Here is a 21,589-nt window from a genome sequence, read left to right on the forward strand (position 1 = left end):
CGGGATAAAGCGTCGATACGCCTTCGTTACGCTCGGCACCCCTGCGCGGCGGACGCCGTTCCCCGGCGTCCCCGGCGGCCCCCGGCGGAGAACAGGCCCGAGAGCACCGCTCACGGGCCTGAAGGCGTTTCGGGACGGGGCGCCCCGCCGCCCCTCAGTCGCGGATGACCACGTCCAGCGTCGACGGGCGCCCCGCCTTGGCCGGGGTGGTCAGCTCGGCGGTGTGCCCCAGGTCGTTAAGGGCCTCGGCCAGCTCGGCCTGCGTCTCCGGCGCCCGTCCCTCGGAGAGCAGGGTGTGGGCGATCGCCCCGCGCGTGGCCTTGGCCATGTGGCTCACCACGCTGCGCTTCACCTCGCCGCCCTTCACGGTCTCCTTCAGCACCCGCACGGAGGCCGTGTGGTCGGCGACCTCCCCGGAGGGCTTGAACGCCGCTGCGTACGTCGACGAGCGGCAGTCGACGATGAGCCGCCCCTCCGCGCGCTTGGCCACCGGGTCGGCCAGGTGCGAGCGCCAGAAGGTCCCCAGGGCGCCCATGGGCGGCAGCTTGACGCCCATCGACAGGCGGTACGGCGGCAGCGGGTCGCCGATCCCCACCGCGCCCCACAGCCCGGAGAAGACCAGCACGGACTCTCGCGTGCGCGCCGCCGTCGGTCCCTCCAGCAGCTCGCCCAGGCGCAGGTTGTCGTAGAGCACACCGGTGTACAGCCGGGCGGCGGGCAGTGTGGGCGACGCGCGCAGCGCAAGGTTCCGGTCGACGGCGTCGGCCTGCCCCGGGGTGAGGCCGAGGACCTCCATGGCCCGCTCGCGGGGGCCGGAGCACAGGGCCTCCAGGGACTCCAGGACCGCCTCCCGCGCCCCGTTCACCTCGGGCAGCGACAGCTCGGCGAGGTCCAGCGCGGGGCCGTCCCCCTCGGTCGCCTTGCCTTCGGACGGGGGCAGCAGGATGAGCATGGGCTCCCTCTCACAGCGAACCGGGCGGTGCCAGCCATGACATGGACTGCCCGGTGTGCTTCGCGATGGTCTCGAAGTCCCGATCGTAGTGCAGCAACGTCAGTCCGCTGAGCTCCGCGCAGGCAGCGACCAGCAGATCGACGGTCCCGGCGCTTCTGTGCTCCCCGTTCTCTGTCAGGATCCGCTGAACCTCGAAGGCACGCCGGGCTTGCTCCTCGTCCAGCGTGGCCGGTAGGAGTGCGGAGTTGAGGAACGAGACGGCCTTCCTCCTGTCCTTGCCCGATCGCGCGCTGTGGAGGAACTCCAGCTCAGTGATCGGAGAGATCGCGATGAGCGCCTTGTCGACGTTCTCGATCCACGAGCGGAGCTCGGGATTCTCCAGCCCTTGGACCAGGCGGTTGAGAGCGCTGGTGTCGATGAGGAAGACAGCCGGGCTCATCGGCGGTAGTTGCTCTTGTCGTTCAGGAGCTCCAAGTCGAGTCCGCCCTCGTCCGCGAGTGCCTTGAGGCCTGCCAACGCCTCCGCCCGCTCATAGTCCTCGTTGGCGCGCCGCAGCGCGGTGTTGACGGTGTCCTTCTTGGTCTTGGTGCCGAAGCGCTTGGCAGCGGCCTCCAGTGCCTCGTCGTCGATGTCGACCAGGATCTTCGTCATGTCTGTTCCTTCCGTTCCGGGAGGGATCGCACCCCAATGCGTATATTTAACGCACTCTTGAGTATATCCTCCAGAGGGTTGCAGCGGCAGAGCTTTTGGGAGCGTGCATGACCATCGGCACATGGGCGGCGCGGCTGGCCGAGGACTGGTCAGCGGCCGAGGTCGAGGTGCGGGACGGGTGGCGGCTCGGCGCGGACGCCGGGATCACCCGTCGCGCCAATTCCGCGCTCCCCGTCGGCCCCGAGCCCCGCATCGAGGCCATGGAGGGGTTCTACCGCGAGCGCGGCATCACCCCCTGCGTCCAGGTGTGGAGCGGCGACCCCGGGGCCGACGGCGCCCTCATCGCCCGTGTCGACGCCGAACTCGACGCGCGCGGCTACCAGGCCGAGCAGCGCACGCTCCTGATGACACGTCCCCTCGGCTCCGCCCCGGCGCAGCCCGAGGGCATCGACGTGCTCCCCGCGCCCGACGAGCGGTGGCGCGCCGTGGCCGACTCCGTCGGCGAGGGCCCAGACCGCACCCGAGGCGTACTGCGCATCCTCGGCCGCGCGCCCGTCGTCGGGTACGCCGTGGACGCGGACGGCGCCGCGCGGGGGAGCGTGATCGTCGGCGGCGGCCGCTGCGGGATCTACACCATGGGCACGGTGCCCGCCGAGCGCGGACGGGGCCGTGCGGGCCGCATCATGGACGCCCTGCTCGCCTGGGCGCACGCCAAGGGCGCCCGGGAGGCATACCTGGTGGTCGAGGCCGACAACGCCGCCGCCGTGCGCGCCTACGAGCGGGCCGGGTTCACCGGTGCGGGCGGCTACCGCTACCGGGTCGCTCCGGACTGAGCCCCGCCGCGCCCACGCGGCGGACACGGACGGACACGGTACGCAGTGCCTCGGGAGACGCAGTGCCCCTGGAACGGCACCGAGGCGGCGGCCCACTCGGGCCGCCGCCTCGGTTCTGCCAGGGGTCGGGAGTTCCTAACGCTCCTCATCGGGGGTCGTGGCCGGGGTCTCCTGCAGCCGGCTGGTCTCGTCCTGGATCTCAGCGGCGATCTTGCGGATCTCGTCGTCGTGCTCGCGCATGTGGTGCGCGCAGAACAGCAACTCGCCGCCGGAGTTGAGAAGCACCCGGACGTAGGCCTGCGCACCGCAGCGGTCGCAGCGGTCCGCGGCCGTCAGCGGCTGAGTGGGGGCAAGGGTTCCAGTCACTTCGCCTTCCTCAATGCTCGGCGTTAGTCACCTCAGCACAACACCTAACCGGCCCCTGACGTTCCCAACCAGGTCTTCTGTACGCCGACAGCGGAATCGGACGGGCCGCGGGCCGGGATGCGGACCGGCGACACGCCGTGCGGGGCGGGCGATGGCGCGGCCGGAGCCCCGTGGTAGAGAGGTGGTAATGTCGCTTGGGCCCGGCCGCGCGCCGCCGCCCGCACGCGCCCCGCCGCACCGCCGCGGTCGGGGGGAGGCCGGTCCGAGGAGGTCGGCCCGGCGATGTCCCCGCGCGCGGATAGGCTGACCCGAGCCCCGGCGCCGGCGGGGAGAGGCCTCCCCGCCCGCCCCGCGCCCCGCGCACGCGACGCCCCACCGGGCGCCCGCGTGCCCTGTCCGACGAAGCAGGAGACGTCCAGGTGACCGCCCTTACCGCCGCCGTCCACGAGCCCGAGGATTACTCCGCACGGCATCTTTCGGTCCTGGAAGGCCTGGAGGCGGTCCGCAAGCGCCCCGGCATGTACATCGGCTCGACCGACAGCCGCGGGCTCACCCACTGCATGTGGGAGATCATCGACAACTCGGTCGACGAGGCCCTCGGCGGGTTCTGCTCGCGCATCGACGTGGTGCTGCACGCCGACGGGTCGGTGGAGGTGCGCGACGACGGCCGCGGCATCCCCGTGGACGCCGAGCCCAAGTCCGGGCTGTCCGGCGTGGAGCTGGTGATGACCAAGCTGCACGCCGGGGGCAAGTTCGGGTCGGGCTCCTACACCGCCTCCGGCGGCCTGCACGGCGTGGGCGCCTCGGTGGTCAACGCCCTGTCGGCCCGCCTGGATGTGGAGGTCGACCGGGACGGGCGCACCCACTCCATGAGCTTCCGCCGGGGCATCCCCGGCACCTTCGAGGAGGCCGGGCCCGACGCCGCCTTCTCGGCCGCCTCCGGCCTGCACAAGGGCAAGAAGATCGCCAAGAGCGCCACCGGCACGCGCGTGCGGTTCTGGGCCGACCGGCAGATCTTCCTCAAGGAGGCCGACATCGCCCGTGAGGCGCTGCTGGACCGGGCGCGCCAGACGGCCTTCCTCATCCCGGGGCTGACCATCGCCGTGCGCGACGAGCGCACCGAGGGCGAGCCCCCCTTCGTGGAGGAGTTCCGCTTCGACGGCGGGATCGGCGAGTTCTGCTCCTTCCTCGCCCCCGACGAGCCGATCTGCTCGGTGCTGCGCTTCCAGGGCCAGGGCCACTTCACCGAGACGGTGCCCGTCCTGGACGAGATGGGCCACATGACGCCCACCGACGTCGAGCGCACCCTCGACGTGGACGTGGCGCTCCGGTGGGGGACCGGCTACGACTCCACCCTGCGCTCCTTCGTCAATGTGATCGCCACCCCCAAGGGCGGCACGCACATGGCCGGGTTCGAGCGCGCGCTGGTGCGGGTGGTCAACGACCAGCTCCGCGCCACCAAGCTGCTCAAGGCCAACGACGACGCCGTCACCAAGGAGGACGTCCTCGAAGGCCTGACCGCCGTGGTGACGGTGCGCCTGCCCGAGCCGCAGTTCGAGGGCCAGACCAAGGAGATCCTGGGCACCTCGGCGGCCTCGCGCATCGTGTCCCAGGTGGTCGCCAAGGAGCTGAAGGACTTCCTGGCCTCCACGAAGCGCGCCGAGAAGCAGCAGGCCCGCACGGTGCTGGAGAAGGCCGTCAACGCGGCAAAGGCCCGCCTGGCCGCCCGCCAGCAGCGGGAGACCCAGCGCCGCAAGAACGCGCTGGAGAGCTCGGCGCTCCCGGCCAAGCTGGTGGACTGCCGCAGCGAGGGGCTGGACCGCAGCGAGCTGTTCATCGTCGAGGGCGACTCGGCCCTGGGCACCGCCAAGCTGGCCCGCGACTCGGAGTTCCAGGCGCTGCTGCCGATCCGCGGCAAGATCCTCAACGTGCAGAAGTCCTCGGTGGGGGACATGCTCAAGAACGCCGAGTGCGCGGCCATCCTGCAGGTCATCGGCGCGGGCTCGGGCCGCACCTTCGACCTGGACGCCGCCCGCTACGGCCGGGTCATCCTGATGGCCGACGCCGACGTGGACGGCGCGCACATCCGCTGCCTGCTGCTGACGCTGTTCTACCGCTACATGCGCCCGATGCTGGAGGCCGGGCGGGTGTACGCGGCGGTGCCGCCGCTGCACCGGATCGAGCTGACCAACGTGCGCAAGAAGCGCGGCGCCAAGCCCGAGGACCGCTACATCTACACCTACTCCGACGCCGAGCTGCAGCGGACGCTGCTGGAGCTGGAGAAGAAGGGCAAGACCTGGAAGGAGCCGGTGCAGCGGTACAAGGGCCTGGGCGAGATGGACGCCGACCAGCTCGCCGAGACCACGATGGACCCGCGCCACCGCACCCTGCGCCGCATCCGGGTGGAGCACGCCGAAGAGGCGGCGAAGGTGTTCGACCTGCTGATGGGCAACGAGGTCGCCCCGCGCCGCAAGTTCATCGCCGACGGCGCCCAGGAGCTGGACCCGGACCGCATCGACGCCTGAGCCCTCCGCCGTCCCGAGGGGATGCGCCCGCCCTCGGCGCGGATCCGCAATCCTGACGCTCGGGTGTGTTTGAATCACCGTAAGTCACGCAACGCGCCCGGACCCGGGCGGGGCGAACGCGAAGCGACGGTGAGCGATGAGCGACGGACAGCAGTATCCGGAACCGGGGGGCCAGGACCGGCCGCCGCAGGGCGGTGGGCCCGGGCAGGGCGGTGGGCCGCCGCCCGGCTCCCCGCCTCCGGGCGGGCAGAACCCCTATGGCGGCCCGTCCGGGCCGCAGCAGCCCCAGCAGTGGGCCCAGGAGCCGCCCGGCCACGGTGCGCAGTCCCCCGGCGGCCCGCAACAGCCCGGACAGCCCGGGTACGGGGCCGGGCAGCCGGCCTACGGGGCGCCCGGCCGGGCTCCGCAGGGCTACGGCGGCTACGGCCCTCCCGCGGCCGCGGGAGGCGTCCCCGGCGACGTCGACGTGGTGGGGCGCCGGGTGGGGCAGTACATCATCGACGGCATCCTGTCGTCGATCATCCCGTTCGCGGCCATGATCGTGCTCCTGCCGCTGGCCTTCACGCCGACCGAGCCGGACGGGTCGCCCAGCAACCCCGGTCTGGCCGTGTTCCTCACCCTCCTGGTGATCGTGCTGTGGGTGCTCATCTACATCGGCTACTGGGTGATCTGGCCCGCGAAGGCCGGAGGCCAGACGCTGGGGATGAAGATGCTGGGCCTGCGGGTCGTCTCCGCCGACGGCTCCGAGGCCACCATGATGCAGCACTTCATCCGCTGGATCCTGCTGATCGTGGACGGCATCTTCTACGGCCTGGTGGGCCTGGTCGTCATCCTGGCCAGCGAGGGCAACCAGCGGGTGGGCGACATGCTCGCCAAGGCCTACGTGGTGCGCGCCTGAGGCGGGCGGGGGCCGCCCNGGAGCCGGGCCCGCGGGGTCACTCCGCGGGCGGCTCCCAGTCGCCCGTGGCCAGGAAGCGCTCGATGGCGGCGGTGTAGGGCTCCAGCTCCATGTCCTGCCGGGCCACCCACGCATCGTCGTAGTAGCTGTGCCGGTAGCGCTCGCCGCCGTCGCAGATGAGGGTGACGACGCTGCCGCGCACGCCCTCGCGCAGCATCCGGGCGACCAGCTGCCACACGCCCCACATGTTGGTGCCGGTGGACCCGCCCGCGCACAGGCCGGTCACCCGGTCCAGGTGCCGCATGGCCGCGATGCTCGCGGCGTCGGGCACCGGCACCATCACGTCGATCACGTCCGGCACGAAGCTCGGCTCCATGCGCGGCCGCCCGATCCCCTCGATGCGCGAGGGCATGCCGGTGCCGTAGTCGGCGGCCCCGGTGACCCACCCGGGGAAGAACGCCGAGTTCTCCGGGTCCACCACCGCCAGCCGGGTGTGGTGCCGCCGGTAGCGCAGGTAGCGGCCGATGGTCGCCGACGTGCCGCCGGTGCCCGCGCCCACCACGATCCACTCGGGGACGGGGTGGCGCTCCATGGAGAGCTGGTCGAAGATCGACTCGGCGATGTTGTTGTTGCCCCGCCAGTCGGTGGCCCGCTCGGCGTAGGTGAACTGGTCCATGTAGTGCCCGCCGGTCTGGGCGGCCAGCTTCTCGGCCTCCTCGTACATCTCCGGGGGCCGGTCCACGTAGTGGCAGCGCCCGCCGTAGCGCTCGATGAGGGCGATCTTCTCGGGGCTGGTGGAGCGGGGCACCACCGTCACGAAGTCCACCCCGATGAGCCGGGCGAAGTAGGCCTCGGACACCGCGGTCGACCCCGAGCTGGCCTCGACCACCGTGGTGCCCTCCCGGATCCAGCCGTTGGCCAGCCCGTAGAGGAACAGCGACCGGGCGAGCCGGTGCTTGAGGCTGCCGGTGGGGTGCACCGACTCGTCCTTGAGGTACAGGTCGATGCCCCACGCCTCGGGCAGGGGGAAGGCGTGCAGGTGGGTGTCGGCCGACCGGTTGGCGTCGGCGACCACCCTGCGCACCGCCTCGTCGACCCAGCCCCGGGTACGCGCGCACGAGCGGTCCACGGGTCCGTTGCCGGGGCCGTGGGCAGAGGATCCGTCCATGCGGAGAAGCCTAGCGCCGACCCGTGCCGACGTGCGGGGCCGCCGCCCCGCCGCCGCTCCGCCGGGCCCGGGGACCGGCGGGGGCGGGTGCGGAAAAGGGCTGGGCCCCTCGCGCGGAGGGGCCCAGCCCTGGTGTCGGGGGAGGTCGGACGGTGCGGGGCGGTCAGTCGAGCGACCCGCCGGACATGGCGGCGTGCATCCTGCGGTGGGCCGCGGCCTCCTCGTCGCGGCTCTGCCGCTCCAGCGACCTGGCCAGGGCGATGTGCGCCCAGCTGTCGCACGGGTCGAGTTCGACGATCCGCCGGAAGGTCTCCTCGGCCTTGTGCAGCTGCGCGGAGTGGAAGTAGGCACGGCCGAGCAGCTCCAGGACGGAGCGGCTCTCGGGCTCTTCGGCGGCCAGCGGTGCCAGGACCTGGGCGGCGGCGATCGGGTCGCCCATCTCGAAGTAGAAACGGCCGACGGTGAAGGTCTCGTAGGTGGAACCCTGCATCAGCGCACCTCTCATGGGTTGTCCGCCGTCGGGCGTCACAACCACCGCGCTGAGCGCCGTATTCCCAGCTCCTCAGGGAGAGGGGGCCCTGGGAGCGGCGGGGCGCCCCCGGGGCCGCCACGGCTGCAGGGGCGCTCCGCCGACCCCTCGCTCAGGCGTCGACCAGCTCGGCGCGGCCCGTGTCCACGTCGTAGAGCGCCCCCGCGACCGGCAGGTCCTTCGGCAGCAGCGGGTGGTGCCGGACGCGCTCCAGGTCGTGCCTGAGCGCCCCCATCTGGTCGTTGTCGGTGTGGAACTCCAGGCTCCGGGTGTCCACCCCGTGCTCGCGCTTGATCAGGTCGTGCACCTCGTCGTCGCTCGATACCGAGGCCATCTTGCACTTGGTGTGCGGCATGACGAGCACCCGCTCGACCTCCAGCAGGTAGGCCGACAGCACCAGCGCGGTCAGCACGTCGTCGGTGACCCGGCCGCCGGGGTTGCGCAGGATCTTGGCGTCGCCGACCTCCAGGCCCAGTGCGGCCAGCGGGTCGATGCGCGAGTCCATGCACGTCACCAGGCCCAGGCCGCGCGCGGCCGCGGGCCGCAGGCCCGCCGAGGCGAAGTCCCGCGCATAGGCGGCATTGGCGCCGATCACATCGTCGAAGGCATTGCTCATCGCGGTCTCCTCCATGGGTGCGGACCCGGCCGCCCCTCACGGCCGGGCGCGTCCGTTCGCGTCATTCCCCGGGGCGCTCCAGGAACCCGGTGTCGTGCTGCCCGCTGCCCACCGTGGCGACCGCGCGCATCAGCGGCTCGCCCGAGCCGTCCCGGCGCGGGTCCATGTCGGGCAGGCGGACCGGGCCGCCGTCGGCCCGCGAGGCCCGGGCCGGCGCGCGGCCGATCCAGGCGAACACCAGGGCGTCCTCGCCCTTGAGGAACCTGTGGCAGCGTACGCCGCCGGTGGCCCGGCCCTTCACCGGGTAGGCCTCGAACGGGGTCACCTTGGCCGAGCCGCCCTCGGCGGCCACCAGCGTGCCGTCGCCGGAGGCCCCGGCGACGGTCACCACGACCGTGTCCTCGGGCACGGCGACCGCGCCGAACCAGAGCACGCGCGCGTCCTCGGCGAGCTTGACGCCCGCCACCCCGGAGGCCGGGCGTCCCTGCTCGCGCACGGACGAGGCGTCCAGCCGCAGCAGCTGGCCGGTGGAGGTGACGAACGCCAGGTCCTCCTCGCCGGTGGCGAGCTGTACCGCTCCGGCCAGGCGGTCGCCGTCCTTGAGCGTGATGACCTCGAAGTCGTCCTTGTTGGCGGGGAAGTCGCGCACCACCCGTTTGACCACGCCCTGCTCGGTGCCCAAGGCCAGGCCGGGCCCCTCGCCGTCCATGGAGGCCAGGGCGATCACGCGCTCGTCGGGCTCCAGGGCGACGAACTCGCCCACCGGCAGTCCCGAGGCCAGCGGCGGCGCGTCCTCCCCGGCGTCGGGCAGCTCGGGCAGCTCGACCACCGGCAGCCGGATGGCCCGCCCCAGGTCGGTCACCAGCCCGATGTCGCCGCGCAGCCGCGCGGGCACCGCGCAGGCCACCGCGTCGTGCTTGGTGCGCAGCCCGTCGTAGACGCGCGGCACGGCCGCGCCCTTGCTGCGTCCGAGCATCCCGTCGGCGCTGAGCAGCACCGCGCAGGGGGCGTCGTCGACCTCCAGCGGGACCGCGGAGGTGCGGGCGGCGCCGTCGCTCTCCAGGAGGACGGTGCGGCGCGGGGTGCCGTACTCCTTGGCGACCTCGGCCAGCTCCTTGGAGACCGCCTTGCGCAGCTTGGAGTCGGACTCCAGGACCGCGGTGAGCTCGGCGATCTCCTTCTTGAGCTGCTCGCCCTCCTTCTCCAGCTCCAGCCGGTCGAACTTGGTCAGGCGGCGCAGCGGGGTGTCGAGGATGTAGCGGGCCTGGGTCTCGGACAGCTCGTAGGTGTCCATCAGGCGGGTGCGCGCGTCGGCGGTGTCCTCCGAGTCGCGGATCAGCGCGATGACCGCGTCGATGTTGAGCAGCGCGACGAGCAGGCCGTCGATCAGGTGCAGCCGCTCGCGGCGCTTGGCGCGCCGGTGCTCGCTGCGCCGCCGCACCACCTCCAGGCGGTGGTCGACGAAGACCTGCAGCAGGTCGCGCAGGCCCAGGGTGCGCGGCTCGCCGTCGACCAGGGCGACGTTGTTGATGCCGAACGACTCCTCCATGGGCGTGAGCCGGTACAGCTCGGCGAGCACGCCCTCGGGGTTGAAGCCGTTCTTGAGCTCGATGACCAGGCGCAGGCCCTGGTTGCGGTCGGTCAGGTCCTTCAGGTCCGCGATGCCCTGGAGCTTCTTGGCCTGCACCAGCTCCTTGATGCGCGCCACGACCTTCTCCGGGCCGACGCTGTAGGGCAGCTCGGTGACGACCAGGCCCATGCGCCGGGGGGAGACCTTCTCGATGGAGACGGTGGCGCGGGTGCGGAAGGTGCCGCGGCCCTTGGCGTAGGCGTCGCGGATGCCGTCCAGGCCCACGATGGTGCCGCCGGTGGGCAGGTCCGGCCCGGGGACGAGCTCCATGAGCTCCTCCAGCGGGGCGTCCGGCTTGGCCAGCAGGTGGCGGGCGGCGCCCACGACCTCGCCCAGGTTGTGCGGGGCCATGTTGGTGGCCATGCCCACCGCGATCCCCGAGGCGCCGTTCACCAGGAGGTTGGGGAAGGCGGCGGGCAGGACCTCGGGCTCGTTCTCCTGGCCGTCGTAGTTGGGCCGGAAGTCGACGACGTCCTCGTCGATGGAGGTGACCATCATCTGGGCGGCCCGGTCCATGCGCGCCTCGGTGTAGCGCATGGCGGCCGGGGCGTCGTCGCCGCCGAGGGAGCCGAAGTTGCCGTGCCCGTCGACCAGCGGGACGCGCATGGCGAAGGCCTGGCTCATCCGCACCATGGCGTCGTAGATGGCGGCGTCGCCGTGCGGGTGGAGCCGGCCCATGACCTCGCCCACGACGCGGGCGCACTTGACATGCCCGCGGTCGGGGCGCAGGCCCATCTCGCTCATCTGGTAGAGGATCCGCCGCTGCACCGGCTTGAGCCCGTCGCGGGCGTCGGGCAGGGCGCGCTGGTAGATCACCGAGTAGGCGTATTCGAGGAAGCTGCCGCGCATCTCCTCGGAGACGTCGATGTCGATGATCTTCTCGGCGAGCTCCTCGGGCGGAGAGGGAGTGCTTGAACGGGCCATGCCGCCAATTCTGGCCCGACCCGGGGACCATCGCGAACCGGGGCGCCCCGCGCCGCGCGGGCAGTGGGGCGCAGATCACCGTTAGGGTTCCGTTAACACCGCATTGCGGTGGCGCTTCACGACTGCGGCGGCGGGTGTCGCGGGCCGGTCGACGCTACGTTGTGTGACATCCGAGGGGGCGGCGCGGGTGGTGCGGGCGGGGCCGCCGATGCCCGGGGGCCGAGGTGATATCTCCCACGTGCGATCCGGGAATGCGCCTCCGCCCGGGGCGGGCGCGGCAGGGGAATGCGCTGGTGACGGCCGGAAATCACCGTGAGTAATCATTCCGCATCGTGGAAAATTTGGGGCGAATGTTACACGCCATCGCGTGGGAGTCAAGCCGGTCGGATCCGCCGCCGCTAACCTTGGTGTCCCCGTACCGCACCGCCCCCCGCCGCCCCGTGCCCGACGCCGCCCGACCCCGCCGCCCACTCCGAGGTCCATGCTGCTGCCGCTGATCATCGCCCTGCACGCCGCCGCCGCGGCCGTGCTGCCCCTGCTCGCACGCGCCCTGGGGGCGCGCGCCTTCCTCGCCGCGAGCGCCCCGCTCGTGCTCGCCGCCGCCTGGGCACTGGTCCGGGCCCCCGCCGTCCTCGCCGGGGACCCGGCCGCCTCCCGCCTGTCCTGGGTCCCCGCCCTGGGGATCGACCTCGACTTCCGCCTCGACGCCCTCGCCCTGGCCATGGTGCTGCTGGTCAGCGGCGTGGGGGCGGTCATCTTCTGGTACAGCGCCGGGTACTTCCGGCGGAGCGAGCGCGGCCTGGGCCGCCTCGCCGCGACCATGACGCTGTTCGCCGGGGCCATGCTGGGCGTGGTCACCTCCGACAACCTGTTCGCGCTCTACGTCTTCTGGGAACTGACCTCGGTCACCTCCTTCCTGCTGGTCGGGCACGACGACCGCAAGGAGGGCGCGCGCCGCGCCGCCCTGCAGGCCCTGCTGACCACCGCCGGCCTGGGCCTGCCGATGCTCATCGGGTTCGTCGTGCTCGGCCGGGCGGGCGGTACCTACCGGATCTCCGAGCTGGTCGCCTCGCCTCCGGACGGCCCCGCGGTCGCCGTGGCGCTGGTGCTCGTGCTGGCCGGGGCCTTCGCCAAGTCCGCGCAGGTCCCCCTGCACTCCTGGCTGCCCGGGGCGATGGTCGCGCCCACCCCCGTGAGCGCCTATCTGCACGCCGCCGCCATGGTCAAGGGCGGCGTGTACCTGGTGGCCCGCCTGGCCCCCGGGTTCGCCGACACCGACCCCTGGCGCGCGCTGGTGCTGGCGTTCGGCCTGGCCACCATGCTCCTGGGCGGCTGGCGCGCGCTGCGCCAGGACGATTTGAAGCTGCTGCTGGCCTACGGGACCGTCAGCCAGCTCGGCTTCCTGATGCTGCTGGGCGGCATGGGCTCCTCCACCGCCGCCGTCGCCGCGGCGGGGGCGCTGCTCGCCCACGGCCTCTTCAAGGCCGCGCTGTTCCTGACGGTCGGCGTGATCGACCACCAGACGGGCACCCGCAGTATCGCCGCCCTGACCGGTCTGCGCCGCCGGATGCCCGTCCTCGCCGTGGCCGCGGGCGCGGCCGCGGCCTCCATGGCGGGGCTGCCGCCGCTGCTGGGCTTCGTGGCCAAGGAGACCGCCCTGGAGGCGTTCCTGCCCGGCCACGCGACCGAACTGCCGACCTGGGCGTCGGCCGCCATGCTCACCGGGATCGTCCTGGCGTCGGTGCTCACCTTCGCCTACAGCGCGCGCTTCTGGTGGGGCGCGTTCGCGGTCAAGCCCGGCGTGGACGAGCCGAGCTTCCACCGCCCCACGGCGGCCTTCCTCGCCGCCCCCGTCGCCCTCGGGGCGCTCAGCCTGGTGTTCGGCGCCTACCCCAAAGCCATCGACCCGATCGCGCAGGCCTACGCCGCCCCCTACGACGACCACGGCGCCCCGTACCACCTGGCGCTCTGGCACGGGCTCGGAGCGCCCCTGCTTCTCACCGTCGCGGTCATCGCCGCCGGAGCCGCCCTGTTCCACTGGCGTCCGATCGTCTTGCGCCTACGGGCGGCGCTGCCGCGCGGCCCCAACGCCGAGGTCGGGTACCACTTCGCCGTCCACGCCGTCTACGCCGTCGCGCTGAGCGTCACCCGCCGCCTGCAGACCGGTTCGCTGCCCGCCTACCTCGGCATCATCCTGGCCACGCTGCTGGCACTGCCCGGTGTGCGCCTGGTCCGCGCGCTGGCCACCGGCGAGCTCGCCGTGCCCGCCGGGGACGACCTGCGGCTGTGGGACAGCCCCCTGGAGGCGCTGGTGGCCGTGGTCATAGCGGTCACCGCCATCGCCGCGCTGCGCGAGCACCGCAGGTTCGCCGCGCTGATCCTGCTCAGCGCCACCGGGTTCGCCATCGCCGGGCTCTTCGTCCTGCACGGCGCCCCCGACCTGGCCCTGACCCTGGTGCTGGTGGAGACGCTGACCACGGTCATCCTCGTCTTCGTGCTGCGGCGCCTGCCCGCCACCTTCTCGGTGCGCCCGCCCGGCTGGCCCAAGCGGCTCATGGTGCTGCTGTCCGGCGCCGCCGGGGCCTTCGTCGCGCTGACCCTGTGGCTGGCCACCTCCGCCCGCACCGAGCCCCCCGTCGGAGCCTCCTACACCGGGGCGGCCCAAGAGGCCGGGGGGCGCAACCTGGTCAACACGATCCTGGCCGACTTCCGGGCCCTGGACACCTTCGGCGAGGTGGTGGTGCTGGCCACCGCCGCCGTGGCGGTCGCCTCGCTGGTACTGCTCAACCGGCGCGACCGGGTCATCGACGAGCCCGCCGCCGAGGCCCCCGAGGCGGTGCCCGGGGTGCCGGGCGCACCCGCGGGAGATGAGGAGGGGAGCGCCCGATGAGCGAGGTCTCCGACGAGGGCACCGCCGCCCCCGGCGGCGCCGGAACGCCCCCCGAGGGATGGGAGGCGCCCCGCGAGCGCTGGCTGAGCACCGTCGTCAGCCCGGCCTTCGGCCCCCGGTCGGTGCTGCTGGAGGTGGCCGTCAGGCTGCTCGTCCCCTCGGTCCTGGTCTTCTCGGTGTTCCTGCTGGTCGCCGGGCACGACCGGCCCGGCGGCGGGTTCGCCGGGGGACTGGTGGCCAGCATGGCGTTCGTGCTGCGCTACATCGCCGGCGGCCGCCACGAGCTGGCCGCGGGCATGCCGCTCAAGCCCAACACCCTGCTGGCGGGCGGGCTGCTGCTGTCCGGGGTCACCGCCGGGTTTCCGCTGATCAGCGGCGGCGACCTGCTGGAGGTCATCAAGCACTCCGCCGAGCTCCCGGTGTTCGGAAAGGTCACGTTCGCCAGCTACCTCGCCTTCGAGGCCGGCGTGTTCCTCATCGTGGTCGGCCTCGTGCTGTCGGTCGTGGCCGCGCTGGGGGCGCGCATGGAGGCCGAGGAGGAGGAAGTGCGCGCGGGGCGCCGTCGCCGCCGCGCCCGGAACAAGGGAGGCCCCCGATGACACCGGCACCGAGCCTCGTGCTGATCCTCGCCGTGGGCGTCCTCTACTCCTGCGGCTTCTACCTGCTGCTCCAGCGCTCCCTGATGCGCGTCGTCTTCGGCATCCTGCTGCTGGGGCACGCCGCCAACCTGTCCCTGATGCTCACCGACCGGGCCATCACCCTGCCGCCGCTGCTGCCGGGCGAGGCTTCGGCGATGAGCGACCCGCTGCCCCAGGCCATGGCGCTCACCGCCATCGTCATCACCTTCGGCGTGACCACCTTCCTGCTCGCGCTGGCCTACCGGGTGTGGCTGGGCGACGGTGACGACGAGGTCCCCGACGACCTCGAGGACCGCCGCATCAGCAGCCTCCAGGAACCGGAGGAGTCGGCGTGAGCACACTCCTGGCGATCCCCTTCCTCGTCCCCGTCCTGGGCGCCGCCGCGGCGCTGCTGCTGCGCTCCTACCGGCGCGGCCAGCAGGCCGTCGCCGTGGTCACCCTGGCCCTGGTCGTCCTCGCCGCCGCCGCGCTGGTGCGGCGCACCGCCGACGGGACGGTGCTCACCTCCCAGGGGGGCGGCTGGCCCGCGCCCCTCGGCATCACCATCGCCGCCGACCCGCTGACCGCGCTGCTGCTGCTGGTCTCCTCGGTCGTGCTGCTGGTGGTGCTGCTGTACGCGATCGGGCAGGACACCGCGGGCCTGAGCCGCGCCACCCCGGCGGTCTTCCACCCCATCTACCTGGTGCTCACCGCCGGGGTCTGCCTGAGCTTCCTGGCCGGGGACCTGTTCAACCTCTTCGTCGGCTTCGAGATCATGCTGACCGCCAGCTACGCGCTGATCACCCAGGCGCCCACCCGCGCCCGGGTGCGGGCCAGCATGATCTACACGGTGGTCAGCCTGACCTCCTCGATCCTCTTCCTCACCGGGATCGCGCTGGTCTACGGCGTCACCGGCACGGTGAACCTCGCCGACATCGCGGTGCGCCTGGGCGGCGCCCCCGACGCGCTGCGCACGGTCCTGGCACTGCTGTTCCTGGTGGTGTTCGGGATCAAGGCCGCCATCGTGCCGATGCACTTCTGGCTGCCCGACAGCTACCCGGTCGCCCTCACCCGCATCTCGGCGATCTTCGCCGCGCTGCTGACCAAGGTGGCCGTGTACGCCGTCATCCGCACCCAGACGCTGCTGTTCGCCCGGGACGACATCGCACCGGTGATCATGTGGCTGGCGATCGCCACCATGATCGTGGGCATCCTCGGCGCCCTGGTGCAGGACGACGTCAACCGGATCATGTCCTTCGCGCTGGTCAGCCACATCGGGTTCATGCTCTTCGGGCTGGCGCTGGGCAGCGTCGCCGGGCTGGCCGGGGTCATCGTCTACCTGGTCCACCACATCGTCGTGCAGGCCGCCCTGTTCCTGGTCAACGGGCTGATCCGGCAGTACGTGGGGCACACCTCGCTGCGTGCGCTGCGCGGGCTGACCGCGATCTCCCCGGTGCTGGCGCTGCTCTTCTTCCTGCCCGCGATGAGCCTGGCCGGACTGCCGCCGATGTCGGGCTTCGTGGCCAAGGTGGCGCTGTTCCAGGCCGGGGCGCAGGCGGGCGGGTGGCTCGCCTGGACCGGCGTGGCCGCCGGGGTCGCCACCAGCCTGCTCACCCTGATGGCGATCTTCCGGGTGTGGGTGCGGGCGTTCTGGGGCGTGCCGCTGCCGGACGTCGTCGAGGCGGGCGAGCGCCTCCAGGGCCGCCGCTCCGGCGGCGCCCTGCTGATGGCGGGGGCCACCGGCGCCATGGTCGCCCTCGGGCTGGCCCTGGCCGCCGCGTCCGGGCCGCTCACCGCCCTGGCCTTCACCGCCGCCGAGGACCTCATCAGCGGGCAGGCCTACCTGCAGGCCGTCCTGGGAGGTGCATCGTGAACATGCTGAACGACGCCGCCGTGCGCATGCTGGGCCGCCTGCCCATGGTGCTGTGGCTGACCGCCATGTGGGCGGTGCTGTGGGGCGACGCGAGCCCCGGCACCCTGCTGGCCGGGTTCGGCGTGGGGGCGGGGTGTTATGCCGCCGCCAAGCTGCCGCACCTGCCGGTGCGGCTGCGCTTCCGCCCGCTGCGGGCGGCCCTGCTGGCCGGGCGCATCCTCCTCGACCTGCTGACCTCCAGCGTCCAGATGGCCTACTACGCGCTGCACCGGCCCGGCCGGGTGCGCGGGGCGATCGTGGCGGTGCCGCTGCGCACCGACTCCGACCTGCTCATGGCCATGGTCAGCGGGGGCCTGTCGCTGGTCACCGGGAGCCAGACCATCGAACTCGACCGGGAGGGCGGCGTGATCTACGTGCACGGCGTCCCCATCCGCGGGGAGGGCGACGTGCCGCGGCTCCGCCGCGACGTGCGGCGCATGGAGGAGCTGTTCGTGCGCGCGTTCGGCTCCGCCGCCGACATCGCCGACTTCGAGGCCACCGAACGCGAGATGGACGCGGCCCGCGCCGCGGGGAGGGGGGAGCGGTGAACGCTCTGGACGTGTCCTTCATGGCGACCGGGGCCATGCTCGCGGCGGCGGTGCTGCTGGCCGTCTACCGGCTGGTGCGGGGCCCCTCGGTGCTCGACCGCGTGATCGGGCTGAGCACCGTGTCGGTGCTGCTGGTGTGCTTCATCGCGCTGGAGGTGGCGGTGCGGGGCGACACCTCCTACGTGGGGGTGATGGTGAGCATCGCCCTGCTGGGGTTCATCGCCACCCTGACCGCCGCGCGCTTCGCCGAGAGGAGGGCCCATGACCGCGGCTGACTGGGCGACCGCGATCCTGCTGCCCCTGGGGGCGCTGTTCGCGCTGACGGGGACCATCGGCATGGTGCGCTTCCCGACCCTGCTCGGGAGGATGCACGCCTCGACCAAGCCCGACACGGTGGCGCTGCTGCTGATCCTGGCGGGGGCGGCGTTCCGGCTTCCGGACGTGCCCACCGCGCTGCCGCTGGCGCTGGTGGCGGTGTTCCAGTTCATGACGATGCCGGTGCTGGCGCAGACCCTGGGCAGGGTCTCCTACAGCCGCGGCATGGTCGTCGCCGAGCACCTGGTGACCGACGAGCTGGAGGAGGTCCTGGAGAAGCGCCGCGCCGAGACGGGCGAGGCGGGCCGGGGGCCCGTCGACGGGCAGGGGTGAGGCGCCGCCCGCCCGTCCCCTCGCCCGTCCACAGCCGCTGAGGCGCTCCGGGCGCCGCCCCGGCTCTGGTAGCAAGGAGGGCATGGTGCCCTCCGACGACCCTGCCGCCTCCACCGCCCCGGACGCCCCGCACACCGGTCCCGCCCTGCGCGAGGCCGCCGAGTCCCACCTGCGCGCCCTGGCCGGGGACCACGCCCGGCTGCGCGAGGACCAGTGGACCGCGATCGCCGCCCTGGTCGAAGGGCGGCGCCGCGCCCTGGTGGTGCAGCGCACCGGCTGGGGCAAGTCCGCGGTCTACTTCGTGGCCACCGCGCTGCGCCGCGCCCAGGGCGCCGGTCCCACCGTGATCATCTCTCCGCTGCTGGCGCTGATGCGCAACCAGATCGCCGCCGCCGAGCGGGCGGGGATCCGTGCCCGCACCGTCAACAGCTCCAACACCGCCGAGTGGGACGAGGCCTACGCCGCCATCGAGGCCGGTGAGGTCGACGTGATCCTGGTCAGCCCCGAGCGCCTGAACAGCCCCGACTTCCGCGACCGGGCGCTGCCCCGGCTGGCCGCCGGGGCCGGGCTGGTGGTCGTCGACGAGGCGCACTGCGTCTCCGACTGGGGGCACGACTTCCGCCCCGACTACCGGCGCATCCGCACCCTGCTGCGTGAGCTGCCCGCCGGTATCCCGGTGCTGGCCACCACGGCCACCGCCAACGAGCGCGTCACCCGGGACGTGGCCGAGCAGCTCGGCGCGGGCGACGGCGAGGAGCCGCTGGTGCTGCGCGGCGCCCTCGACCGGGAGAGCCTGCGCCTGGCCGCGGTCGAGCTGCCCGACGGGGCGTCCCGGTGGAGCTGGCTGGCGCAGTACCTGCCCGAGCTGCCCGGGTCGGGCATCATCTACACGCTGACCGTCGCCGCCGCCGAGGAGACCGCCGCCTTCCTCGCCGAGTGCGGCTTCGAGGTGCGGGCCTACACCGGCCGCACCGAGCCCGAGGAGCGCCGCCGCGCCGAGGAGGAGCTGCTCGGCAACAAGGTCAAGGCCTTGGTGGCCACCAGCGCGCTGGGCATGGGCTTCGACAAGCCCGACCTGGGGTTCGTGGTGCACCTGGGCGCCCCGCAGTCGCCCATCTCCTACTACCAGCAGGTGGGCCGCGCCGGGCGCGGCGTGGAGTCGGCCGAGGCGATCCTGCTTCCGGGGCGGGAGGACCGGGAGATCTGGGCCTACTTCGCGGGGCTGTCCTTCCCCGCGGAGGAGACCGTGCGCCGTGCGCTGTCGGCGCTGGAGTCGGCCGGGGGCCCGGTCTCCCTGCCCCGCCTGGAGACCGAGGTGGACCTGGGCCGCTCCCGGCTGGAGCAGATGCTCAAGGTGCTGGACGTGGACGGGGCGGTGCGCAGGGTGCGCGGCGGCTGGGAGGCTACGGGGGAGCCGTGGGCCTACGACGCCGAGCGCTACCGGGCGGTGGCGGCCGCGCGCGAGCGCGAGCAGCGGGCCATGCTCGACTACATCGGCCACGGCGGGTGCCGGATGGAGTTCCTGCGCCGCCAGCTCGACGACCCCGAGGCGGCGCCGTGCGGGCGGTGCGACAACTGCACCGGGCGGCACTGGCCCGCCGACGTGGACGCCGCCCGCCGCCGGGAGGCCGCCGCCCACCTGGACCGTCCGGGCGTCCCGGTGGCGCCGCGCCGCCAGTGGCCGACCGGGATGGCGGCGCTGGGCGTCCAGGCCTCGGGCAAGATCCCCGAGGGGCTGCGCGCGGCCGAGGGGCGGGCGCTGGCGCGCCTGACCGACATCGGGTGGGGGACGGCGCTGCGCCGCCTGCTCGCCGACGACGCCCCCGACGCGCCCGTGGACGAGACGGCCTTCAAGGCCGTGGTGGACGTGCTGGCGGCGTGGCCCTGGGAGCGGCGCCCGGCCGGGGTGGTGGCGATGCCCTCGCGCACCCGCCCGGCGATGATCGCCGACCTGGCGTCCCGGCTGTCCCGGGTCGGGCGCCTGGCGCCGGTGGGGGCCCTGTCCTACACGGGCCCGGACCGGCCCGGGCCCCGGCGGCACAACAGCGCACAGCGGTTGGCGTCGGTGGCCAAGGCCCTGGAGGTCCCCGAGGCGGTCCGGGCGTCCGTGGCGGCGCTGGACGGCCCGGTGCTGCTCGTCGACGACTTCACGGACACCGGATGGACGTTCGCCGTGGGGGCCCGGCTGCTCCGCGAGGCGGGTGCCGAGGAGGTCCTGCCCCTGGCGCTGGCCGCCACGTCGTAGGGGCGGGCAGCGCCCCGGCCCCTGCACGGGTGCGCGCGGGCCGACGGAGCGTTGGCCGGCCGCCGGGTGCTGTGGCGGCCCCGGTCCGCACCGTGCCCGGCGGTTGACCTCAACCTGACTTCAGGGTGTTGGGTCGTTCTCGGGGCCCGGAGGGCCCCCGGGGCCGGCGCCCGCCGGGACGGAGCGGTGCGACGCCGGCCCCGGCCACGGGTGAGGACAGGGGAAGGGGAGGCGGCCATGGCCGAGGGGATCGTGGTGGCGGGAGACGTCCCGACGGAGGAACGGCAGGCGGCGATGGCGGTGGTGAAGGACCTGGAGGAGGCCTTCAACGCCCACGACGCCGTCGCCCTGAGCGCGTGCTTCGCCGAGGAGGCGTCCTGGACCAATGCCGCGGGCATGCGCCTGGACGGGCGCGAGGCGATCGCCGGATTCGGCGGCCCCGCGTTCCGGGGGCCGCTGCGCGAGGCCTACGCGCGCTACGAGGTCGTCAAGCTCCTCGCGGTCGCGCCGGGCGTGGTCGGCGTGAACGTCCGGCAGGTGCCCACGGACGGGGCCGGGCGGACGGTCGAGGGCCCCCGCGGCGTGACGACCTGTGTGATCGCGCGCGACCAGGGGGTCTGGAGGATCGTCGTCGGCCAGAACAACGCCGTCGCGGCCCTGCCCGACGGCTGACCGGCGGGCCGTCGGCCGCCCGGCGCCGCTACAGGTCGCCCAGGTCGGGGCGGGCGCCGGGCATGTGCAGTGCGCGGGCGGCCAGGTGCTGGGCGCGGGCCAGGGCGTCCTTCGGGTGCTTGCCCGACAGCCACAGCGGCAGGAACCCCGCCATGAACGCGTCGCCCGCGCCGATCGAGCCGGGGGAGGGCTCCACCGGCTCGGCCGGGACGCGGATGATCTCGTCGCGGCCCTTGGCCGCCCACAGCGCGCCCTCGTCGCCGAGCTTGATCACCACGGCGGGGAACCACGCGGTGAGCACCTTGGCGGCCGCCTCCGGGTCGTCCCGGCCGGTCAGCACCTCGGCCTGGTCGGTGTTGGCGAACAGCAGCCGCGCACCGTTGGTCCAGTCCAGGAAGTTCTCCGCGCCCGCCCGCTTGAGCGGGGCGTGCGAGCCGCCGTCGACCGAGATCGACATCCCGGACTCGCGCGCCATGCGCAGCGCCATCCGGGCCGCCCGCCGGGAGTCCTCGTTGATCAGCGTGTACCCGGACACGTGCAGGTGCCCGTCGGGGGCGAACACGTCGCGCGGCAGGTCCTCGGGCTGCAGGCGGGCGTTGGCGCCCGGGTCGCTGAGCATGGTCCGGTCGCCGCGGTGGGTGATCATCACGACGCAGGTGCCGGTCGCCCGCTCGGGGTCCATCACCAGGCGCGAGTCGACCCCGTAGCCCATCAGCTCCATCTCGCGGGTGCGGCCGGTGATGTCGGAGCCGCGGCGCCCCACGAACGTGGCCTCGGCGCCCTCCAGCGCCAGCCAGGCGGCGACGTTGGCGCCCGACCCGCCGCCGTAGGTCAGGACCGAGGCGGGGGTGTCGCTGCCGCGCGCGAGCGGGTAGAACGCCCGCGCGACGGAATCGGTCATGAGGTCACCGATCACGACGACTCGTGCCATTGCGTCCACCACCACCTTGCGTCCCCGCCGAGCG

At 73.5% G+C, this 21,589-nt stretch carries 21 protein-coding genes; 12 read left to right on the top strand and 9 right to left on the bottom strand.

The window, feature by feature from the left end; translation table 11 throughout:
• Positions 1 to 154 precede the first annotated feature (154 nt).
• The 3 genes from yaaA to D476_RS0111640 are packed head-to-tail and all read right to left on the bottom strand — an operon-like array spanning position 155 to position 1,603.
• Complete coding sequence (gene yaaA / locus D476_RS0111630) at positions 155 to 952, bottom strand: peroxide stress protein YaaA (RefSeq protein WP_017624125.1); 798 nt, start codon at positions 950 to 952, stop codon at positions 155 to 157.
• 10 nt (positions 953 to 962) lie between these two features.
• Complete coding sequence (locus tag D476_RS0111635) at positions 963 to 1,391, bottom strand: PIN domain nuclease (RefSeq protein WP_017624126.1); 429 nt, start codon at positions 1,389 to 1,391, stop codon at positions 963 to 965.
• Positions 1,388 to 1,603 carry a type II toxin-antitoxin system VapB family antitoxin gene (locus tag D476_RS0111640; protein WP_017624127.1) on the bottom strand — a complete coding sequence of 72 codons (216 nt, stop codon included), beginning with the start codon at positions 1,601 to 1,603 and terminating at the stop codon, positions 1,388 to 1,390. Before D476_RS0111640 ends, D476_RS0111635 begins: the two co-directional genes overlap by 4 nt.
• A 107-nt stretch (positions 1,604 to 1,710) precedes the next feature.
• Here D476_RS0111640 and D476_RS0111645 point away from each other — a divergent pair, with 107 nt between their 5' ends.
• On the top strand, positions 1,711 to 2,436 hold the full coding sequence (locus D476_RS0111645; protein ID WP_017624128.1) for a GNAT family N-acetyltransferase: 726 nt from the start codon (positions 1,711 to 1,713) through the stop codon (positions 2,434 to 2,436).
• 135 nt (positions 2,437 to 2,571) lie between these two features.
• Here the strand turns inward: D476_RS0111645 and D476_RS0111650 are convergent, their stop codons facing one another.
• Positions 2,572 to 2,802 carry a DUF7455 domain-containing protein gene (locus D476_RS0111650; protein ID WP_017624129.1) on the bottom strand — a complete coding sequence of 77 codons (231 nt, stop codon included), beginning with the start codon at positions 2,800 to 2,802 and terminating at the stop codon, positions 2,572 to 2,574.
• 419 nt (positions 2,803 to 3,221) lie between these two features.
• Here D476_RS0111650 and D476_RS0111655 point away from each other — a divergent pair, with 419 nt between their 5' ends.
• Positions 3,222 to 5,327, top strand: a complete 2,106-nt coding sequence (locus tag D476_RS0111655) for a DNA gyrase/topoisomerase IV subunit B (RefSeq protein ID WP_017624130.1) — start codon at positions 3,222 to 3,224, stop codon at positions 5,325 to 5,327.
• Positions 5,328 to 5,463: 136 nt separating this feature from the next.
• Complete coding sequence (locus D476_RS0111660) at positions 5,464 to 6,225, top strand: RDD family protein (RefSeq protein ID WP_017624131.1); 762 nt, start codon at positions 5,464 to 5,466, stop codon at positions 6,223 to 6,225.
• Positions 6,226 to 6,262: 37 nt separating this feature from the next.
• On the opposite strand, the gene D476_RS0111665 is transcribed toward D476_RS0111660, so the two are convergent.
• The 4 genes from D476_RS0111665 to D476_RS0111680 all read right to left on the bottom strand — a co-directional run bounded on the left by D476_RS0111665 (position 6,263) and on the right by D476_RS0111680 (position 11,092).
• Positions 6,263 to 7,393: an L-cysteine desulfhydrase Cds1 gene (locus D476_RS0111665; protein WP_040726094.1), complete on the bottom strand. Its 1,131-nt coding sequence runs from the start codon at positions 7,391 to 7,393 to the stop codon at positions 6,263 to 6,265.
• A 163-nt stretch (positions 7,394 to 7,556) separates the two neighbouring features.
• Complete coding sequence (locus D476_RS0111670) at positions 7,557 to 7,883, bottom strand: tetratricopeptide repeat protein (RefSeq protein WP_017624133.1); 327 nt, start codon at positions 7,881 to 7,883, stop codon at positions 7,557 to 7,559.
• A gap of 151 nt (positions 7,884 to 8,034) precedes the next feature.
• Complete coding sequence (locus D476_RS0111675; RefSeq protein WP_017624134.1) at positions 8,035 to 8,538, bottom strand: beta-class carbonic anhydrase; 504 nt, start codon at positions 8,536 to 8,538, stop codon at positions 8,035 to 8,037.
• Between the two features lie 61 nt (positions 8,539 to 8,599).
• A complete protein-coding gene (locus tag D476_RS0111680) occupies positions 8,600 to 11,092 on the bottom strand; it encodes a DNA gyrase/topoisomerase IV subunit A (RefSeq protein ID WP_017624135.1) in 2,493 nt (830 codons plus the stop codon).
• Positions 11,093 to 11,573: 481 nt separating this feature from the next.
• Here D476_RS0111680 and mbhE point away from each other — a divergent pair, with 481 nt between their 5' ends.
• The 9 genes from mbhE (at position 11,574) to D476_RS0111725 (ending at position 20,624) form a co-directional block, all read left to right on the top strand.
• The gene (mbhE, locus tag D476_RS0111685) at positions 11,574 to 13,982 is read left to right on the top strand and encodes a hydrogen gas-evolving membrane-bound hydrogenase subunit E (protein WP_017624136.1); all 2,409 of its coding nucleotides are present in this window, start codon (positions 11,574 to 11,576) and stop codon (positions 13,980 to 13,982) included.
• Positions 13,979 to 14,581, top strand: a complete 603-nt coding sequence (locus tag D476_RS0111690; RefSeq protein ID WP_017624137.1) for an MnhB domain-containing protein — start codon at positions 13,979 to 13,981, stop codon at positions 14,579 to 14,581. The genes mbhE and D476_RS0111690 overlap by 4 nt, the downstream gene beginning before the upstream one ends.
• The gene (locus D476_RS0111695) at positions 14,578 to 14,955 is read left to right on the top strand and encodes a sodium:proton antiporter (protein ID WP_017624138.1); all 378 of its coding nucleotides are present in this window, start codon (positions 14,578 to 14,580) and stop codon (positions 14,953 to 14,955) included. The genes D476_RS0111690 and D476_RS0111695 overlap by 4 nt, the downstream gene beginning before the upstream one ends.
• Positions 14,952 to 16,472: a Na+/H+ antiporter subunit D gene (locus tag D476_RS0111700; RefSeq protein ID WP_017624139.1), complete on the top strand. Its 1,521-nt coding sequence runs from the start codon at positions 14,952 to 14,954 to the stop codon at positions 16,470 to 16,472. Before D476_RS0111695 ends, D476_RS0111700 begins: the two co-directional genes overlap by 4 nt.
• Positions 16,473 to 16,474: 2 nt before the next feature.
• On the top strand, positions 16,475 to 17,059 hold the full coding sequence (locus D476_RS0111705) for a Na+/H+ antiporter subunit E (RefSeq protein ID WP_239648682.1): 585 nt from the start codon (positions 16,475 to 16,477) through the stop codon (positions 17,057 to 17,059).
• Positions 17,056 to 17,334, top strand: a complete 279-nt coding sequence (locus tag D476_RS0111710) for a monovalent cation/H+ antiporter complex subunit F (protein WP_017624141.1) — start codon at positions 17,056 to 17,058, stop codon at positions 17,332 to 17,334. Before D476_RS0111705 ends, D476_RS0111710 begins: the two co-directional genes overlap by 4 nt.
• Positions 17,321 to 17,707: a monovalent cation/H(+) antiporter subunit G gene (mnhG, locus tag D476_RS0111715; protein ID WP_017624142.1), complete on the top strand. Its 387-nt coding sequence runs from the start codon at positions 17,321 to 17,323 to the stop codon at positions 17,705 to 17,707. The genes D476_RS0111710 and mnhG overlap by 14 nt, the downstream gene beginning before the upstream one ends.
• Positions 17,708 to 17,789: 82 nt before the next feature.
• Positions 17,790 to 19,952, top strand: a complete 2,163-nt coding sequence (locus tag D476_RS0111720) for a RecQ family ATP-dependent DNA helicase (RefSeq protein ID WP_017624143.1) — start codon at positions 17,790 to 17,792, stop codon at positions 19,950 to 19,952.
• Positions 19,953 to 20,189: 237 nt separating this feature from the next.
• Positions 20,190 to 20,624 carry a YybH family protein gene (locus tag D476_RS0111725; RefSeq protein ID WP_017624144.1) on the top strand — a complete coding sequence of 145 codons (435 nt, stop codon included), beginning with the start codon at positions 20,190 to 20,192 and terminating at the stop codon, positions 20,622 to 20,624.
• Between the two features lie 28 nt (positions 20,625 to 20,652).
• On the opposite strand, the gene D476_RS0111730 is transcribed toward D476_RS0111725, so the two are convergent.
• On the bottom strand, positions 20,653 to 21,555 hold the full coding sequence (locus D476_RS0111730) for a carbohydrate kinase family protein (protein ID WP_040726095.1): 903 nt from the start codon (positions 21,553 to 21,555) through the stop codon (positions 20,653 to 20,655).
• Positions 21,556 to 21,589 lie beyond the last annotated feature (34 nt).

Origin of the sequence: Nocardiopsis chromatogenes YIM 90109 (assembly GCF_000341185.1) — a bacterium.
In the GTDB taxonomy this organism is placed as follows: domain Bacteria; phylum Actinomycetota; class Actinomycetes; order Streptosporangiales; family Streptosporangiaceae; genus Nocardiopsis_A; species Nocardiopsis_A chromatogenes.

Excerpts from the sequence above, each read along its gene's own strand:
- yaaA (WP_017624125.1), bottom strand. The coding sequence starts at position 952 with ATGCTCATCCTGCTGCCCCCGTCCGAAGGCAAGGCGACCGAGGGGGAC.
- D476_RS0111635 (WP_017624126.1), bottom strand. The coding sequence starts at position 1,391 with ATGAGCCCGGCTGTCTTCCTCATCGACACCAGCGCTCTCAACCGCCTG.
- D476_RS0111640 (WP_017624127.1), bottom strand. The coding sequence starts at position 1,603 with ATGACGAAGATCCTGGTCGACATCGACGACGAGGCACTGGAGGCCGCT.
- D476_RS0111645 (WP_017624128.1), top strand. The coding sequence starts at position 1,711 with ATGACCATCGGCACATGGGCGGCGCGGCTGGCCGAGGACTGGTCAGCG.
- D476_RS0111660 (WP_017624131.1), top strand. The coding sequence starts at position 5,464 with ATGAGCGACGGACAGCAGTATCCGGAACCGGGGGGCCAGGACCGGCCG.
- D476_RS0111665 (WP_040726094.1), bottom strand. The coding sequence starts at position 7,393 with ATGGACGGATCCTCTGCCCACGGCCCCGGCAACGGACCCGTGGACCGC.
- D476_RS0111670 (WP_017624133.1), bottom strand. The coding sequence starts at position 7,883 with ATGCAGGGTTCCACCTACGAGACCTTCACCGTCGGCCGTTTCTACTTC.
- D476_RS0111675 (WP_017624134.1), bottom strand. The coding sequence starts at position 8,538 with ATGAGCAATGCCTTCGACGATGTGATCGGCGCCAATGCCGCCTATGCG.
- D476_RS0111680 (WP_017624135.1), bottom strand. The coding sequence starts at position 11,092 with ATGGCCCGTTCAAGCACTCCCTCTCCGCCCGAGGAGCTCGCCGAGAAG.
- mbhE (WP_017624136.1), top strand. The coding sequence starts at position 11,574 with ATGCTGCTGCCGCTGATCATCGCCCTGCACGCCGCCGCCGCGGCCGTG.
- D476_RS0111690 (WP_017624137.1), top strand. The coding sequence starts at position 13,979 with ATGAGCGAGGTCTCCGACGAGGGCACCGCCGCCCCCGGCGGCGCCGGA.
- D476_RS0111695 (WP_017624138.1), top strand. The coding sequence starts at position 14,578 with ATGACACCGGCACCGAGCCTCGTGCTGATCCTCGCCGTGGGCGTCCTC.
- D476_RS0111705 (WP_239648682.1), top strand. The coding sequence starts at position 16,475 with ATGCTGAACGACGCCGCCGTGCGCATGCTGGGCCGCCTGCCCATGGTG.
- mnhG (WP_017624142.1), top strand. The coding sequence starts at position 17,321 with ATGACCGCGGCTGACTGGGCGACCGCGATCCTGCTGCCCCTGGGGGCG.
- D476_RS0111720 (WP_017624143.1), top strand. The coding sequence starts at position 17,790 with ATGGTGCCCTCCGACGACCCTGCCGCCTCCACCGCCCCGGACGCCCCG.
- D476_RS0111725 (WP_017624144.1), top strand. The coding sequence starts at position 20,190 with ATGGCCGAGGGGATCGTGGTGGCGGGAGACGTCCCGACGGAGGAACGG.
- D476_RS0111730 (WP_040726095.1), bottom strand. The coding sequence starts at position 21,555 with ATGGCACGAGTCGTCGTGATCGGTGACCTCATGACCGATTCCGTCGCG.